The sequence below is a fragment of the Sphingomonas desiccabilis genome (genome assembly GCF_004135605.1).
Taxonomy (GTDB): domain Bacteria; phylum Pseudomonadota; class Alphaproteobacteria; order Sphingomonadales; family Sphingomonadaceae; genus Sphingomonas; species Sphingomonas desiccabilis.
Genome location: NZ_SDPT01000002.1, coordinates 160,411 through 176,452 on the forward strand (window position 1 = coordinate 160,411; position 16,042 = coordinate 176,452).

The following is a 16,042-nucleotide window of genomic DNA, read 5'->3' on the forward strand; positions in this document are numbered from 1 at the left end:
TATCGGCGATGCCGGCGCGGGGTTCAACGCGGGCGTCTCGCTGCTGCCGGTGTGCGGCTGAACCGCCGGTGAAGCGAACCCCTCCCGCCGCGGGCGGCGGGAGGGGTCGCGTGGCTCATGCGCCGAAGGTGCGCTGCCACCAGCCGCGGCGCGGCGTAGCGCCTTCGGGGGCTTCGGGCGAGGCATCGTCCTGGGCAGCGTCGGCGTCGGTGTCCGCCGGTGCTGCTTCGGGCTGCGCGGCGGGCGGCGCGGGTTCGGCTGCGGGCGCTGCCGCTTCCGCTTCCGGCGCCGCCTCGGCCGCAGGCTCCGCTACCTTGCGGCGACGGGTGCGCTTGGGCTTCGCCGGTGCCTCCTCGGCCGGCGCCGGGGGCGCGGCCTCGACCGGCGCCTCCGCCTCGGCCGCGGGCTCCGCTACCTTGCGGCGGCGGGTGCGCTTGGGCTTGGGCGCTTCCTCGGCGGCGGGAGCCTCGGCCTCGGGGGCCGGAGCCTCGCTCGCCCGGGCGGGAGCCGCCTCCGCCGCTGCTGCCTCGGCCGGACGGGCCGACGGACGGCGACGGGTGCGCTTGGGCTTGGCGGGCGCCTCTTCCGCAACCGGTGCTTGCGCTGCGGGCGCTTCGGCGACCGGCTCGGCCGGGGCTTCGGCCGGAGCCGCTTCCGGCGCGGCCTCTACCGGAGCGCTGGTCTCGGCCGGAGCCTCGTCCTGCGCCGCAGTCTCGGCTTCGCCCGCCGATGCCGGAGCGTCGCTGCGACGACCGCCGCGACGGCCGCGACGGCGACGACGGCGGCCCTCGCCCGCGGCGTCGTTCTCGCCTGCGGGAGCTGCCTCGACTTCGTCGAGCGCCTCGACCTCGACGGCCTCGGCTTCCTCGTCGGTGTCAGCGACGTCCTCGGCCTCATCGGCTTCCGGATTGCCGGACGCGTCCTCGCGGTTGCGACCGCGGCGACCGCGACGGCGACGGCGGCGCTTGCGGCCTTCGCCTTCGTCCTCGTCGCGGCGACGCTGCGGCTGTTCCTCGCGCGCTTCCGTCGCCTCCTCGGCCTCGTCCAGCTCCTCCTCGTCCTCGATCTCGTCGAGGAACTCGTCCTCGGGCAATTCGAGCAGGGGCGCGATCTTGGGCGGATAGGCCGGGGGCGGGCCGGCGGCCTCGACCGTCATGCGCGCACCCTCGAGCGTGCCGTCGGCCGTGACCTCGACGGTCACGCCATAGCGATCCTCGATCTCGGCGATGTCGGCGCGCTTCTTGTTGAGCACGTAGAACGCCGCTTCCTGGCTGCAGCGCAGCAGCAGTTCGGAGCCGCGGCCCCGGGCGGCCTCGTCCTCGATCATGCGCAGCGCCGAGAGACCCGCGGACGACGCGGTGCGGACCAGGCCAGAGCCCTCGCAATGCGGGCAGGTGCGGGTGGACGCCTCGAGCACGCCGGTGCGCAGGCGCTGGCGGCTCATCTCCATCAGGCCGAAGGCGGAGATGCGGCCGACCTGGATGCGCGCACGATCGTTCTTGAGCGCCTCCTTCATCGCCTTCTCGACCTTCCGGACGTTGGACCCGTGGTCCATGTCGATGAAGTCGATGACGACGAGGCCGGCCATGTCGCGCAGGCGCAGCTGGCGGGCGATTTCCTGCGCCGCTTCCAGGTTGGTCGCGGTCGCGGTCTGCTCGATGTTGTGCTCGCGCGTCGAGCGGCCCGAGTTGATGTCGATCGACACCAGCGCCTCGGTCGGGTTGATGACGAGATAGCCGCCCGACTTCAGCTGGACGACCGGGTTGTACATGGCGCCCAGCTGGTCCTCGACGCCGGCGCGTTGGAACAGCGGCACCGCGTCGGCGTACTGCTTCACCTTGCGCGCGTGGCTCGGCATCAGGAGCTTCATGAACTCGCGGGCCTGACGATAGCCGTCCTCGCCCTCGACGATCACTTCCTCGATGTCGCGGTTGTAGATGTCGCGGATCGCGCGCTTCAGGAGGTCGCTGTCGCCATAGACCAGCGCGGGCGCGGTCGAGTGCAGCGTCTGCTCGCGGATGCCGTCCCACACGCGGGCGAGATAGTCGAAGTCGCGCTTGATCTCGGTCTTGGTGCGCTGAAGCCCGGCGGTGCGCACGATGCAGCCCATGCTGGGCGGCAGCTGCAGCTCGGACATGATCGACTTCAGCCGCTTGCGGTCCGACGACGAGCTGATCTTGCGGCTGATGCCGCCGCCGTGCGCGGTGTTGGGCATGAGCACGCAGTAGCGGCCGGCGAGGCTGAGATAGGTGGTGAGGGCCGCGCCCTTGTTGCCGCGCTCTTCCTTGACGACCTGGACCAGCAGCACCTGGCGGCGGCGAATCACGTCCTGGATCTTGTAGCGGCGGCGCAGATTCATGCGGCGCTGGCGCAGCGCGTCGACCGCGGCATCGTCGCCGCCGCCACGGCGCTTGCGCTTGCGGTTGGACGGCGCGGGCGTGCCCTCGTCGTCGCCGGCGTCTTCGCCCGCTTCCTCGTCGTGCTCGTCCTCGTCGTGCTCCAGCACGTCGACGTCGCCGTCCGCGTCCAGCGCGATCGCGTCTTCGTCGTCGTAGCCTTCGTCGTCCTCGTCCTCGTCGTCCTCACGAGCGCGCAGGGCGGCTTCCTCGGCGGCGTGCTCGGCCTCCTCGCGCAGCAGCGCCTCGCGATCCTCCTTGGGGATCTGGTAATAGTCGGGGTGGATTTCGGAAAAGGCTAGGAAGCCGTGGCGGTTGCCGCCGTATTCGACGAACGCGGCCTGGAGCGACGGCTCCACGCGCGTCACCTTGGCGAGATAGATATTGCCCTTGAGCTGCTTGCGCTCAGCGGATTCGAAGTCGAACTCCTCGATCCGGTTCCCTTTGACGACAGCCACTCGGGTTTCCTCCCGGTGGCGTGCGTCGATCAGCATACGCGTGGTCATTGAAAAGTCTCCGGGCGCGGCGGGCGGCCTTGGGCCGGCGCGGCGCGCCATGGGCGGCGCTGCCGGGCGGATCGGGATCCGCGGCGGCGCTGCATGGGTCGATGAATGCCTCTGCCGCACGGGCATGGCCGGACCGGTGGTCCGGGCCAAACGTCACCGACCAGCGTCCGCCTATCGCGGTGCTGCTGGAACGGGACGGAACATGCCTCATGCGAGCGTCAACCTGGTTTCCCCGCTGGTCGGCGCAGATGCGGCGGGCGGGTGTGGGAGCGCCGGCCGTCGATTGGACGACAAACGGCGTATCCGCTGCGTAGCATTGCCGTTGCGATGCGGCAACAGCGCGCTACGGCACCTGCCGGCCGCACGGGGCTTGCATCGGCGAACAGGCTTAGGAAGACTTTAACCCGAAGCTTTCACCATTGCTCGGGCAAGGGGGCGCGCCCCCGACAAGACTGCACGCGGACAACGAGTAGGCTTATGATTTCACGCTGGGCAGGGTTCGGACCCACCCTTCGCACTGCGGGGCTCTGCGCCGCCGCGCTGGCAATGCTGGCCTCGCCACTGGTCGCAACCGCAGCGCCGCCGCCGGGAGGCGATGCGGCCCGGGCGCGGATGACCGTGCCGGCCGCGCGCAAGGCCGGGCGCCTGCCGCGCATCGAGGGTGTGGCCGGGCGGCCGCTGGTGGTGATCGACGCAGGCCATGGCGGGCATGATCCCGGCGCGCTGGCATCCTGGGACGGGGGCCTGCGCGAAAAGGACCTGACGCTGAAGCTAGCGCGCGAAATGCGCGACCGGCTGCTGGCGTCGGGCCGGGTCCGGGTGGCGCTGACCCGCGACCGCGACGAGTTCCTGATCCTGCAGGAGCGATTCGGCATCGCCCGGCGGCTGGGCGCGGACCTCTTCATCTCGGTGCACTGCGACAGTGCGGAGAATCAGGGCGCATCGGGCGCGTCGATCTACACGCTGTCCGAAGTCGCCTCCGATCGCGAGGCGGCCCGCCTGGCGGCGCGCGAGAACAAGGCGGACATCCTGGCGGGCGTCGACCTGGCGGATGCGTCGGCCGACATCTCGTCGATCCTGATCGACCTGACGCAGCGCGAGACCATGAACGCCTCGGCCGGTTTCGCCCGTCTTCTTGGGCGCGAGGCCAAGCCGCTGGTGCCGCTGAAGCCCAACTACCATCGCATGGCGTCGCTGATGGTGCTGAAGGCGCCGGACATGCCGTCGATCCTGTTCGAGACGGGCTACATCTCGAACGAGGGCGACGCCAAGCGGCTCAATTCGGACTCCGGCCGGCGCGCCCTTGCCGAAAGCGTGCGGCGTGCGGTGGAGGTGCATTTCGCACGCCGTCTCGCCGCACGCTGACGCCCGGGCGGGGCGAGTCGACCGGCGCCCCGCGGCCAAGCTGCTGGCACGGCGGTCCAAACCTGCTACATCGCGCGGCCGATGAGTGCCGCTTTCGATCCCGCGACCGCCCGCCCAGAACCCGCGCCCGAGGGCCGGCGCGCCCGTTTCCGCCGCATCCGGCGCCGCTGGTGGTTCCGCCTGCTCGCCTGGGCCGCGCTGCTTGCGGGCCTGGCGATGGTGGTGATCTGGTTCTTCCTGATCCGCACGCTGCCGTCGGTGGAGGCGCTGCGCAGCTACGAGCCGCCGCTGCCCACCAACGTGCGCGGGATCGAGGGAACGCCGATCCACAGCTATGCCCGCGAGCGCCGGGTCGAGCTGTCCTATGCCGAATATCCGCCGCTGCTGGTCAAGGCGTTCCTGGCCGCGGAGGACCGCACCTTCTTCGAGCACCACGGCGTCGACTACCCCGGCATCGCCAGCGCCATCCTGACCAACCTGCGCAACGACGGCCGCCCGATCGGCGCCTCGACCATCACCCAGCAGGTCGCCAAGAACCTGCTGCTGAGCAACGAGGTGAGCTACGTCCGCAAGGCGAAGGAGGCGTTCCTCGCCTATCGCATCGAGGACGTGCTGACCAAGCAGCAGATCCTGGAGCTCTACCTCAACCAGATCGCGCTCGGCCGGAACGCGTTCGGCGTCGAGGCGGCGAGCCACGCGTATTTCGACAAGGACCTGGAGCAGCTGTCGCTCGCGCAGATGGCCTATCTGGCGATCCTGCCCAAGGGGCCGTCCAACTACACGCCCGAGCGCGGCTATGATCGCGCGATCGCACGGCGCAACTGGGTGCTGGGCGAGATGCAGCGCAACGGCTTCATCACCCAGGCGCAGCATGACGGGGCCGTCGCCCAGCCGCTCGGCACCACGCCCCGCCAGACGCCGCGGTTCGAACGCGTCGGCGGCTATTTCATCGAGGAGGTGCGCCGCCAGCTGCTCGGCCGCTTCGGCGAGAACGACAAGGACGGGCCGCACAGCGTCTATGCGGGCGGCCTGTGGGTGCGCACCTCGCTCGACCCGCGGCTGCAGGGCTTTGCCCAGGACGCGCTGCGGCGCGGGCTGATCCGCTACGAATCGGGGCGTGGCTGGTCCGGGCCGGTGCGCCAAGTCGAGATCGACGGCGACCGCTGGCAGCAGGCGCTGCTCAACACCAACATCGGGCTGGACTATAGCGACTGGCGCGCCGGCATCGTCGTGTCGCGCGACAGCGGTTCGGCCGTGATCGGCTTTGCCGACGGCAGCACGGGGACGCTGCCGCGCTCGGCCGCGCAGATGCCGGTGCGGGGCACGGGCGGCGCTGCCTTTGGCGCGCTCAAGGCCGGCGACATCATCGCGGTGGCGCCCGAGGGCGGCCATTTCGCGCTCCGCTCGGTTCCGCGCGTTTCGGGCGGCATGGTGGTCGAGGAGCCGCGTACCGGGCGCATCCTGGCAATGCAGGGCGGGTTCGATTCGCGGCTGCAGGCGTTCAACCGCGCGACCCAGGCCAAGCGCCAGCCGGGATCGACCATCAAGCCGATCGTCTATTCGGCCGCGCTGGAAAAGGGCATGACCCCGGCGACCATCATCGCCGACGCGCCCTATTGCGTGGATCAGGGCGGGCGGCTGGGCACCAAGTGCTTCCGCAACTTCTCCGGCTCCTATGCCGGCCCGCACACCATGCGCTGGGGCATCGAGCAGTCGCGCAACCTGATGACGGTCCGCGCGGCGGCGGCGACGGGCATGAAGAACGTCACCGACCTGATCCAGCGGCTGGGGGTGAGCGAGGGGCGCTATCCGTCCTATCTCTCCTATGCGCTGGGCGCGGGCGAGACGACGGTCGCGCGGATGGTCAACGCCTATTCGATCCTGGTGAACCATGGCCGCGCGCTGAAGCCGAGCGTCATCGACTTCGTCCAGGACCGCCACGGCAAAGTGATCTGGCCGCAGGACTGGCGCGCGTGCGACCGCTGCAACGCGCGCGACTGGGACGGCAAGGCGATGCCGCGGCCGGTGATCCGATCGCGCCAGCTGCTCGACCCGCTCACCGCCTACCAGATGGTCCACATCACCGAGGGCGTCGTCCAGCGCGGCACCGCCGTCACGCTCCGCGACCTCGACCGGCCGATGATGGGCAAGACCGGCACCAACAACGGGCCGACCGACGTGTGGTTCGTGGGCGGCACGCCGCAGATGATCGGCGGCCTCTACATCGGCTATGACACGCCCCGGAACCTGGGCGGCTATGCGCAGGGCGGCACGCTCGCGGCGCCGATCTTCAAGGCGTTCGCGCTCAAGGCGTTCGAGGGCATGGAGAAGCTGCCGTTCACCGCACCCGCGGGCATCCGCATGGTGCGCGTCGACCGGGGGAGCGGCAAGCCGGTCTACGGCGCCTGGCCGACGACGGATCCAAAGGCATCGGTGATCTGGGAAGCCTTCAAGCCGGAGAGCGAACCGCGCCGCCGCGCGCGCCGTTCGCGCGAGGGCGAAGAGGCGGCACCGGTCCAGAAGGCCGCCCCGCGCGCGCAGACGGCCCCGCAGGACAGCGATTTCTTGCAAAGGGAGGGCGGCATTTACTAGGGGCGGGGATGACCATCCTGCCCGAGCCGGCAGTTCCTTTCTGACGATACATTGAAGCGCCGCCCTTGCGGCCCGAGATTCCCGGGTTCATCCGGGGTCTTCGAAGGTGGAGAGAATTTCGATGCGCGCCGAAGCGCAAGCCCATGTCGACAAGATCAACGACGCGCTGGCGCTCTTGCGCCGCTTCCTCGACTGGGACCGCGCGCTGCGCCGCCTCGACGAGCTGAACGCGCGCGTCGAGGACCAGAGCCTGTGGAACGACCCCAAGGCCGCGCAGGAAGTGATGCGCGAGCGCCGCCGGCTGGACGAGGCGATCACCGCGACCCGCGCGATCGAGGCGGAACTGTCCGACACGGTCGAGCTGATCGAGATGGCGGATGCCGAGGGCGACGCCGAGATGGCGGACGAGGGCACGCAGAGCCTGGCCCAGCTGGCGGAACGCGCCGAGCAGGACAAGGTGAAGGCGCTGCTGTCCGGCGAGGCCGACGCCAACGACACCTATATCGAGATCAACTCGGGCGCCGGCGGTACCGAGAGCCAGGACTGGGCGGGCATGCTGCAGCGCATGTACACGCGCTGGGCCGAGCGGCGCGGCATGAAGGTCGAGCTGATCGACTATCATGCCGGCGAGCAGGCGGGCATCAAGTCGGCGACGCTGCTGGTCAAGGGCGAGAACGCCTATGGCTATGCCAAGACCGAGAGCGGCGTGCACCGGCTGGTGCGCATCAGCCCGTACGACAGCGCGGCGCGGCGCCACACGAGCTTTTCGAGCGTGTGGGTCTATCCGGTGATCGACGACAACATCGACATCGAGATCAACGAGAGCGAGCTGCGCATCGACACGTACCGCGCGTCGGGCGCGGGCGGGCAGCACATCAACACGACCGATTCGGCGGTGCGCATCACCCACCTGCCGACCGGGATCGTGGTGCAGTGCCAGAACCAGCGTTCGCAGCACAAGAACAAGGCCGAGGCGTACAACCAGCTGCGCGCGCGTCTGTACGAGCGGGAGCTGGCCGAGCGCGAGGCGGCGGCCAACGCGCAGAACGCCACCAAGACCGACATCGGCTGGGGCCACCAGATCCGCTCCTACGTCCTCCAGCCGTACCAGCTGGTCAAGGACCTGCGCACGGGCGTGACCTCAACCGCGCCGGGCGACGTGCTCGACGGTGCACTCGATCCGTTCATGGCGGCGGCGCTGTCGCAGCGCGTGACCGGCGAGACGGTCGAGGTGGAGGACGTCGACTGAACGTGGGGCGGGTCCTGCCTGGGCTGGATAGGCGCCGCGCGGCGTTGGCCGGGGGGGCGGCGATGGCGGCGTGCGCCCTGTTGCTGGGCGCCTGCGACGCGACCGAGCCCAAGCTGCCCGAGCGCAAGTCCGAGGCGAAGGCATCCGACTTCCCGGCGGCCGACCGGCCGGTCGCGACCATCGTGTCGGCGCGCTGGTCGACCGAGGAAGCGCGCGACCGGCTGAACGAGGCCGAGGAAGTGATGGACGGCGCCGGCATCGCCAAGGGGATGACGGTCGCCGACATCGGCGCGGGCGAGGGCTATTACACGATCCGCCTGGCCCAGCGCGTCGGCCCTGACGGCCGGGTGCTGGCCGAGGACATCGTGCCGGAGGTGCGCGACGCGCTCGCCCAGCGCGTCGCGCGCGAGCGGCTCGACAGCGTCAGCGTACGGCTGGGCAAGGCAGACGACCCGCGGCTGCCCGAGGCGAGCTTCGACCGGGTGCTGATGGTGCACATGTACCATGAGATCGCCGAGCCCTACGCGTTCCTGTGGCACCTGCGGCCGTCGCTGCGGCCGGACGGCCTTGTCGTGGTGGTGGACGCCAACCGTGCGACGCAGAATCACGGCACGCCGCCGGCGCTGTTGCGCTGCGAGTTCGAGGCGGTCGGCTATCGCCAGGTGGCGATGCGGCCGATGCCGTCCGCGGGCGGCTATCTCGCGACCTTCCAGGCGGTGGGGCCGCGGCCTGAGCCCAGCGCGATCCGCCCGTGCCGGCTGAACCCGCAGGCGGGCCCGGCGTCGGCACCCAAGGCTGACTAGCGGCTTCCTCTGCGCGCGCGCAGCCGCTACCCCGGCGGCATGCAGCAATATCTAGACCTGATGCAGCGCGCGCTCGACACGGGCGTGGAGACGATGGACCGCACCGGCGTGGGCACCCGTTCGGTGTTCGGCCACCAGATGCGCTTCGACCTTTCGGCGGGCTTCCCGGTGCTCACCACCAAGAAGCTGCACCTGCGCTCGATCATCGTGGAACTGCTGTGGTTCCTGCGCGGCGACACCAATGTCCGCTGGCTGCAGGAGCGCAAGGTGCGCATCTGGGACGAGTGGGCCGACGAGTCGGGCGACCTCGGCCCCGTCTATGGCAAGCAGTGGCGCGACTGGGAGACGGCCGACGGGCGTCACCTGGACCAGATCGCCGAGCTGATCGCGACGCTGAAAAGTAACCCGGCGTCGCGGCGGATGGTGGTCTCCGCCTGGAACCCCGGGGACCTGCCGGCGATGGCGCTGGCGCCCTGCCACTGCCTGTTCCAGTGCCATGTCGCCAACGGCAAGCTGTCGCTGCAGCTCTACCAGCGCTCGGCCGACATCTTCCTGGGCGTGCCGTTCAACATCGCGAGCTATGCGCTGCTGACGCACATCCTGGCCGAGCAGTGCGGGCTGGAGGTGGGCGAGTTCGTGTGGACGGGCGGGGACTGCCACCTGTACCTCAACCACCTGGACCAGGCGCGCGCGCAGCTGTCGCGCACGCCGACGGCGCTGCCGCGGCTGGAGATCCTGCGCCGGCCGGACGGCATCGACGGCTATGAACTGGAGGACTTCGTGCTCCACGATTACGCCGCGCAGCCGCATATCGCAGCACCGGTGGCGGTATGATCGTCTTCCACCTGGCGCGGGCCGACAATGGCGTGATCGGACGCGACGGGCAGCTTCCCTGGCACCTGCCGGCCGATCTCAAGCGGTTCAAGGCGGGCACCATGGGCAAGCCGATGGTGATGGGCAGGAAGACGTTCGAGAGCTTTCCCAGTCCGCTGCCGGGACGGCGCCACATCGTGCTGACGCGCGACCGCGACTGGTCGGCCGCCGGCGCCGAGGTGGCGCACGATCCGGAGGCGGCGCTGGCGCTTGCCGGCGGCGGCGAGGTGGCGGTGATCGGCGGGGCGGAGGTGTTCGCGCTGTTCCTGCCGCAAGCGGACCGGATCGAGCTGACCGAGGTCCATGCCGCGCCGGAAGGGGATGCGGTGGTGCCGGCGTTCGAAGGCTGGCGCGAGGTGGCGCGGGAAGAATTTCCGGCCGAGGGCGAGCGGCCCGGGTACAGCTTCGTAACACTGGTGCGGTAGCCAGGCCGCGAACGGTAGCGCGGGGTACCCTGGGCTCCTGCCTGCGCAGGAGCACGGCAGCCCCGGAGCGCGGCCTGCGGTGACGCGCATGGTTTGCCTGCGCGCCGGCTTTCCCTATAGCGCGGGGCATGGAGCGGCTGGACGGTAGCTCGGCGGTCGCCGCAGGGTTGCGCGGCGGGATCGTCGCGCTCGGCAATTTCGATGGTTTCCATCTCGGGCACCAGGCGGTGGTGCGCCGGGCTGTGACGCGCGCCCATGCCGAGGGCCGGCCGGCGATCGTCGCCACCTTCGACCCGCACCCGATTCGCCACTTCCGGCCCGACGCCGCGCCGTTCCGGCTGACGACGCTCGACCAGCGCGAGCGGCTGTTCGCCGAAGCCGGCGCCGATGCGATGCTGGTGTTCCGGTTCGATGCCGCGCTCGCGAGCCTTTCGGCCGCAGCGTTCGTCGAGGAGCGGCTGCGGGGGCTGGCGGGGATCGGCGGCGTGGTGACGGGGGCCGACTTCACCTTCGGCAAGGGACGCGACGGCAATGTCGCGGTGCTGGCGGCGCTGGGCGCGGCGCAGGGCTTTTCGGTCGACACGGTGGCGCCGGTCGAGGACGGCGGCGAGCCGGTCTCTTCCAGCCGCATCCGCGCGCTGCTGGAGGGGGGCAAGCCGGCGGAGGCCGCGGCGCTGCTGACCCGCCCGTTCGCGATCCAGGGCGTGGTGGAGCCGGGTGCTCGGCTGGGGCGCGAGCTGGGCTTCCCGACCGCGAACCTGGCGCTCGGCACCTATCTGCGGCCGGCCTATGGCATCTATGCGGTGCGCGGGCGGCTGCCGGAGGGGCGCGTGCTCGACGGCGTCGCCAACCTGGGCATCCGGCCGATGATCGAGCCGCCGCTGGAGCTGCTCGAGCCGCATTTCTTCGACTTCTCCGGAGACTTGTACGGGCAGCGGATCGAGGTCGACCTGATCGGGTATCTGCGGCCGGAGTGGCGGTTCGACGGGCTCGACCCGCTGAAGGCGCAGATCGCGCGCGATTGCGAGGACGCGCGGGCGGTGTTGGCGGGGAAGCTGCGCACCTAGCGCGAGCCGTGCTCCTGCGCAGGCAGGAGCCAAGAGTTATCCGACGTTGCGCTTTGTTGCCCTGGGCTCCTGCCTGCGCAGGAGCACGCAGCCTTCAGGCCGCGCGGCGCATTTCCAGGCGGCCCCAGATCTCGACCAGCGCATCGGTGAGCTCGCGCATCATTGCCTCGTCATGGGCGGGCCCGGGGGTGAAGCGGAGGCGCTCGGTGCCGCGCGGCACGGTCGGGAAGTTGATCGGCTGCACGTAGACGCCGTATTCGGCGAGCAGGATGTCGCTGACCCGCTTGGCCTTGACCGGATCGCCGACCATCAGCGGCACGATATGGGTGGTCGAGTCCATCACCGGCAGGCCGGCGTCGCGGAACATCGCCTTGAGCTGGGCAGCGGCGGCCTGCTGCCCCTCGCGCTCCTCCGAGGAGGCCTTGAGGTGGCGGACGCTGGCAAGCGCGCCTGCGACCAGCACCGGCGACAGCGAGGTGGTGAAGATGAAGCCGGGCGCATAGCTGCGGATCACGTCGATGATCGTGCGATCGGCGGCGATATAGCCGCCCATCACGCCGAACGCCTTGCCCAGCGTGCCCTCGATGATGTTGAGGCGATCGGCGACGCCATCCCGCTCCGAAATGCCGCCGCCGCGTGCGCCGTACATGCCGACGGCATGGACTTCGTCGAGATAGGTCAGCGCGTTGTACTTGTCGGCGAGGTCGCAGATCTCCGCGATCGGTGCGATGTCGGCGTCCATCGAATAGACGCTTTCGAACGCGATCAGCTTGGGCGCCTGCGGATCCGACTCGGCCAGCAGCTCCTCGAGGTGCTCCAGGTCGTTGTGGCGGAAGACGCGCTTCTCGCAGCCCGAGTTGCGGATGCCCGCGATCATCGAAGCGTGGTTGAGCTCGTCCGAAAAGATGATGCAGCCGGGCAGCACCTTGGCCAGCGTCGCCAGCGTCGCCTCGTTGGAGACATAGCCGCTGGTGAACAGCAGCGCGCCTTCCTTGCCGTGGAGGTCGGCGAGCTCGCTTTCGAGATCGATGTGATAATGGGTGTTGCCGCCGATGTTGCGGGTGCCGCCGGAGCCGGCGCCGACGTCGTGCAGCGCCTCTTCCATCGCGGCGATCACCTTGGGGTGCTGCCCCATCGCCAGATAGTCGTTGGAGCACCAGACCGTGATCGGCTTGGGCCCGTTATGCCCGGCGAAGCAGCGCGCGTTGGGGAACATGCCCTTGTTGCGCAGAATGTCGATGAAGACGCGGTAGCGCCCTTCGGCATGGAGCCGATCAATCGCCTGGTTGAAGACGCGGCTGTAATCGACCGCGCGAACGATTTCGTCGCTGGACATGCCGGTCTGCATAGCGGCAGGACCTTTGTCTTTCCACTGTCAAAGCCTCGTTCAGAGCGAATGCCCCGTTCGATTACAGCAATTTGACCTGGGTCAAGCCGAGACGCGCCAGCGCGGGCCGCAGCAAGGCGATGGCGGGATCGGCGCCGGTGAATACTGCCGTGCCTTCACCCGCCACATCGGGCCAGTCGGCGCCGTCGAGCAGATGGGCGACCCGCCGCGCGATGCCCTCGCCGCCGTCGACGAACTGCACCGGGCGCCCGGCGGCCGCCTCCAGCCGGTCCGCGACCAGCGGGAAATGGGTGCAGGCGTTGACGATCACGTCGATCCGCTCGCCGTCGGGCTGGTCGAGCAGGCCCGCGAGCACGGCGCGATAGGCGTCGTCCTCCGCCTCCTCCCCGCGCAGCCGCGCCTCGGCAAGGGCGACCAGCGCGGCCGAGCCGTGGCGCAGGACGCGGCAGTCGGCGGCGAATCGCGTCGCCAGATCGTCGACATAGGGCTGGCGCACCGTCGCCTCGGTCCCGAGCACGCCGATGACGCGCGTGCGGCTCAACTCGGCCGCGGGCTTGATCGCCGGGACGGTGCCGACCACCGGCAGGTCGAGCGCGGCCCGCACGGCCGGCAGCGCGATGGTGGAGGCGGTGTTGCAGGCGATCACGATCAGCCGGGGATGATAGCGCTCCGCCAGCCGCCCGAGCAGCGCGGGCACGCGCCCGGCGATCTCCGCCTCGCTGCGCGTGCCATACGGGTAGCCCGCCGAGTCCGCTGCATAGACGATCGGCGCCTGGGGCAGCAGTCGCTGGGTGGGAGCGAGCACCGAAAGGCCGCCGACGCCGGAGTCGAAGAACAGGATCGGGCGGGAGTCGGGCATGCGGGGCAGATCCTTGCGCGCGGAGAGACGTTCCCGCTTTGATCGAGGTTGTTGCGCCCCGATACCGAAACGCCTAGCGTCGGGGCAACAGGGGTTCGAAATCAGTCTTGCCAACCGACTTCTCATCGGCGCCGGCGCTTTGCGCAATGTTGCTCGGGTATCTGCTGGGCGCGATTCCGTTCGGGCTGCTGCTCGCGCGGTGGTTCGGCGCGGGCGACCTGCGGGCGATCGGATCGGGCAACATCGGCGCGACCAACGTGCTTCGCACCGGGCGCAAGGGGCTGGCCGCGGCGACGCTGCTGCTGGACGCGGCCAAGGGCACGCTTGCGGTGGTGCTGGCGGAATGGCTGTTCCCCGGCCATGGCCCGTTCGCGGCGGCGGCTGCGTTCCTGGGCCATTGCTATCCCGTGTGGCTCGGCTTTCGCGGCGGCAAGGGGGTCGCCACGATGCTGGGCGTGGTGCTGGCGCTCCACTGGCCGAGCGCGCTGGTCTTCGCGGTCGTCTGGCTGGGGCTGCTTGCGCTGCTGCGCATCTCCTCGGTGGCGGGCATGACCGCCTGCATCTCCGCGCCGGTGAGCGCGGCCTGGTTCGGGCAGTTCGACCTGGTCCTGCTGCTGCTGGGAATGGCCGCGGTCGCGTTGTGGAAGCATCGCGAGAACCTGGGGCGGCTGCTCGACGGCACCGAGCCCCGCGTCGGCAGCCGCAAGGGTGGCTGACGCCGACCCGCGGATCGATCGGCTCCGGCTGATCCGTTCCGCGAACGTCGGCCCCATCACGTATCGCCAGCTGGTGTCGCGCTTCGGCAGCGCCACTGCCGCCTTGGATGCCCTGCCGCATCTGGCCGCGCGCGGCGGCGGGCGGGCGCCGGTGATCGCGCCCGAGGACGCCGTGCGGCGGGAGATCGCGCGGGCCGAGCGGCTGGGCGCGCGCTATCTGTTCCTGGACGACGCCGACTATCCGCCGCTGCTGGCAGAGATCGAGAATGCGCCGCCTGCGCTGATCCTGCGCGGCAGCCTGGAGCTGGCGGCACGGCCGTGCGTGGCGATGGTCGGTGCGCGCAATGCGTCCGCTGCCGCCTGCCGTTTCGCGCGCCAGCTGGCGGAGGCGCTGGCAGGCGAGGGGATCACCGTCGTCTCCGGCCTGGCGCGCGGGATCGATACGGCGGCGCATGCGGGCTCGCTCGCCGGTGGGACGGTGGGGGTGATCGCGAGCGGGATCGACATCGCCTTTCCGCCGGAGAATGCCGCGCTGCAGGAGGCGGTGGCGGAGCGGGGCCTGCTGGTGGCGGAGCAGCCGCCGGGGACGGAGCCGCGCGCGCGGCACTTCCCGTATCGCAACCGGATCATCGCGGGACTGGCGCAGGGGACGGTGGTGGTGGAGGCTGCGCCCAAGTCGGGATCGCTAATCACCGCGCGCCTGGCGGCTGAGGCGGGTCGCGAGGTGATGGCGGTGCCCGGCAGCCCGCTCGACCCGCGCGCGCAGGGCTGCAACCTGCTGATCCGGGAAGGCGCGACGCTCATCCAGTCGGCAGCCGACGTGGCGGAGATGCTGCGCCCGATCGATCCGCGCAGCGTCCGCTCGCCCGGCAGCCGGTATGACGCCGGGCCGGTCGCTGCCGACGCCGGCGAGGGAGAACGGCGGCGGGTGACGGATTTGCTCAGCCCCGTGCCGGTGCCGGTGGACGAGCTGGTCCGCCAGTCCACGCTTTCCGCGGCCGTGGTGCAGATCGTGCTGCTGGAGCTGGAGCTTGCCGGGCGGCTGGAGCGGCATGCGGGCGCCCGGGTGAGTTTGGGGGGCTGAAGCCAGGCCGGCGGCGCATGCGCGTGCGCAGGGGTTGGCGATCAGGCGCGAGGGCGGGGAGCGTCCTCGTCAAGAGCCGTGCCGCCGCCGATGCCCATCGCCATGCCGCCGCCGCCCATGCGACCTTCACCGCCGCCGCCACCGCCACCGCCACCGCCGCGTTCACCGCCTTCCCTTCCGCGCCCTCCGGAACCCGCCGGGCGGGTGGGGCCCTGGACCGGCATGGCCAGGTCGGCGGGGATCGGGTCGAGGCCCAGCGCCTCCCGGATGAAGTCGCGCAACGCCACCACCAGGGCATGGGTGTGGACCGGACGGCCGGCGACGAGTTCCTCCACCGCCTGCTGCGCCAGCCGGACGTGGGTCTCGGTGCCGAGCAGGATGATATCGGAAAGCGCGGCTTCGACGGCGTCGCGAATGCGGCGAGTGCGCTCTGAGCCGGCGGCGCGCTCTGCCGTGAGGTCGAGCGCCGCCATCGGTTCGGTGGCGGCACCGGCATCGCTGCGGCGGCGCAGGTCGCGCAGGTGGGAGGGGTCGACGGTCAGGTCCCCCGTGAACGAACCGCCGAGCGTCTTGTAGGCGGCGATCAGCGTGCGGAGCCGCTCGTTGATCTGCCGGTTCATGCGTTCGCGGCGCTGCTGGATCGTCATCATCACGAGCAGCCGGGTGCCGACGCCGATCAGGGTGAAGAGCGCGAGCCCGACCAGCGTGACGAGCACGCTGTGCCAGTTGGTGAAATCCAGATTGCGCACATCCAGCCTC

13 protein-coding genes are annotated in these 16,042 nt (G+C 70.7%); 9 read left to right on the plus strand and 4 right to left on the minus strand.

Going from position 1 to position 16,042, the window contains the following annotated elements:
• Nucleotides 1-115: 115 nt before the first annotated feature.
• Complete coding sequence (locus tag EO081_RS08950; RefSeq protein WP_240697621.1) at nucleotides 116-2,902, minus strand: Rne/Rng family ribonuclease; 2,787 nt, start codon at nucleotides 2,900-2,902, stop codon at nucleotides 116-118.
• Nucleotides 2,903-3,379: 477 nt separating this feature from the next.
• Between EO081_RS08950 and EO081_RS08955 the strand changes: the two genes are divergently transcribed.
• From EO081_RS08955 to EO081_RS08985, 7 genes are all read left to right on the plus strand, one after another.
• On the plus strand, nucleotides 3,380-4,267 hold the full coding sequence (locus EO081_RS08955; RefSeq protein ID WP_129341624.1) for an N-acetylmuramoyl-L-alanine amidase family protein: 888 nt from the start codon (nucleotides 3,380-3,382) through the stop codon (nucleotides 4,265-4,267).
• Nucleotides 4,268-4,348: 81 nt separating this feature from the next.
• Complete coding sequence (locus tag EO081_RS08960; RefSeq protein WP_129341625.1) at nucleotides 4,349-6,859, plus strand: penicillin-binding protein 1A; 2,511 nt, start codon at nucleotides 4,349-4,351, stop codon at nucleotides 6,857-6,859.
• Nucleotides 6,860-6,980: 121 nt separating this feature from the next.
• On the plus strand, nucleotides 6,981-8,108 hold the full coding sequence (prfB, locus tag EO081_RS08965) for a peptide chain release factor 2 (RefSeq protein WP_129341626.1): 1,128 nt from the start codon (nucleotides 6,981-6,983) through the stop codon (nucleotides 8,106-8,108).
• 62 nt (nucleotides 8,109-8,170) lie between these two features.
• Nucleotides 8,171-8,911 carry a class I SAM-dependent methyltransferase gene (locus tag EO081_RS08970; protein ID WP_129341627.1) on the plus strand — a complete coding sequence of 247 codons (741 nt, stop codon included), beginning with the start codon at nucleotides 8,171-8,173 and terminating at the stop codon, nucleotides 8,909-8,911.
• 39 nt (nucleotides 8,912-8,950) lie between these two features.
• Entirely contained in the window at nucleotides 8,951-9,745 is a 795-nt protein-coding gene (locus EO081_RS08975) for a thymidylate synthase (RefSeq protein ID WP_129341628.1), read from the plus strand.
• Nucleotides 9,742-10,209, plus strand: a complete 468-nt coding sequence (locus EO081_RS08980) for a dihydrofolate reductase (RefSeq protein WP_129341629.1) — start codon at nucleotides 9,742-9,744, stop codon at nucleotides 10,207-10,209. Before EO081_RS08975 ends, EO081_RS08980 begins: the two co-directional genes overlap by 4 nt.
• A 128-nt stretch (nucleotides 10,210-10,337) precedes the next feature.
• Nucleotides 10,338-11,276 carry a bifunctional riboflavin kinase/FAD synthetase gene (locus EO081_RS08985; RefSeq protein WP_129341630.1) on the plus strand — a complete coding sequence of 313 codons (939 nt, stop codon included), beginning with the start codon at nucleotides 10,338-10,340 and terminating at the stop codon, nucleotides 11,274-11,276.
• Nucleotides 11,277-11,370: 94 nt separating this feature from the next.
• Here EO081_RS08985 and hemA read toward each other — a convergent pair whose 3' ends face one another.
• Nucleotides 11,371-12,612 (minus strand): 5-aminolevulinate synthase, encoded by a 1,242-nt coding sequence (hemA, locus tag EO081_RS08990; protein ID WP_129341631.1) that lies wholly within the window; start codon nucleotides 12,610-12,612, stop codon nucleotides 11,371-11,373.
• Nucleotides 12,613-12,685: 73 nt separating this feature from the next.
• Nucleotides 12,686-13,483: a glutamate racemase gene (murI, locus tag EO081_RS08995; RefSeq protein ID WP_129341632.1), complete on the minus strand. Its 798-nt coding sequence runs from the start codon at nucleotides 13,481-13,483 to the stop codon at nucleotides 12,686-12,688.
• Nucleotides 13,484-13,629: 146 nt separating this feature from the next.
• Between murI and plsY the strand changes: the two genes are divergently transcribed.
• Together plsY and dprA are read left to right on the plus strand one after the other, a co-directional pair.
• Complete coding sequence (gene plsY / locus EO081_RS09000) at nucleotides 13,630-14,199, plus strand: glycerol-3-phosphate 1-O-acyltransferase PlsY (protein WP_129341633.1); 570 nt, start codon at nucleotides 13,630-13,632, stop codon at nucleotides 14,197-14,199.
• On the plus strand, nucleotides 14,192-15,283 hold the full coding sequence (gene dprA, locus EO081_RS09005; protein WP_129341634.1) for a DNA-processing protein DprA: 1,092 nt from the start codon (nucleotides 14,192-14,194) through the stop codon (nucleotides 15,281-15,283). The genes plsY and dprA overlap by 8 nt, the downstream gene beginning before the upstream one ends.
• Before the next feature lie 41 nt (nucleotides 15,284-15,324).
• On the opposite strand, the gene EO081_RS09010 is transcribed toward dprA, so the two are convergent.
• Nucleotides 15,325-16,032 carry a hypothetical protein gene (locus tag EO081_RS09010; protein WP_129341635.1) on the minus strand — a complete coding sequence of 236 codons (708 nt, stop codon included), beginning with the start codon at nucleotides 16,030-16,032 and terminating at the stop codon, nucleotides 15,325-15,327.
• Nucleotides 16,033-16,042: the final 10 nt, after the last annotated feature.

Bases quoted from the DNA above. Each gene is read 5' to 3' on its own strand.
- EO081_RS08950 (WP_240697621.1), bottom strand. From the start codon at position 2,902: ATGACCACGCGTATGCTGATCGACGCACGCCACCGGGAGGAAACCCGA.
- EO081_RS08955 (WP_129341624.1), top strand. From the start codon at position 3,380: ATGATTTCACGCTGGGCAGGGTTCGGACCCACCCTTCGCACTGCGGGG.
- EO081_RS08960 (WP_129341625.1), top strand. From the start codon at position 4,349: ATGAGTGCCGCTTTCGATCCCGCGACCGCCCGCCCAGAACCCGCGCCC.
- prfB (WP_129341626.1), top strand. From the start codon at position 6,981: ATGCGCGCCGAAGCGCAAGCCCATGTCGACAAGATCAACGACGCGCTG.
- EO081_RS08970 (WP_129341627.1), top strand. From the start codon at position 8,171: ATGGCGGCGTGCGCCCTGTTGCTGGGCGCCTGCGACGCGACCGAGCCC.
- EO081_RS08975 (WP_129341628.1), top strand. From the start codon at position 8,951: ATGCAGCAATATCTAGACCTGATGCAGCGCGCGCTCGACACGGGCGTG.
- EO081_RS08980 (WP_129341629.1), top strand. From the start codon at position 9,742: ATGATCGTCTTCCACCTGGCGCGGGCCGACAATGGCGTGATCGGACGC.
- EO081_RS08985 (WP_129341630.1), top strand. From the start codon at position 10,338: ATGGAGCGGCTGGACGGTAGCTCGGCGGTCGCCGCAGGGTTGCGCGGC.
- hemA (WP_129341631.1), bottom strand. From the start codon at position 12,612: ATGTCCAGCGACGAAATCGTTCGCGCGGTCGATTACAGCCGCGTCTTC.
- murI (WP_129341632.1), bottom strand. From the start codon at position 13,483: ATGCCCGACTCCCGCCCGATCCTGTTCTTCGACTCCGGCGTCGGCGGC.
- plsY (WP_129341633.1), top strand. From the start codon at position 13,630: ATGTTGCTCGGGTATCTGCTGGGCGCGATTCCGTTCGGGCTGCTGCTC.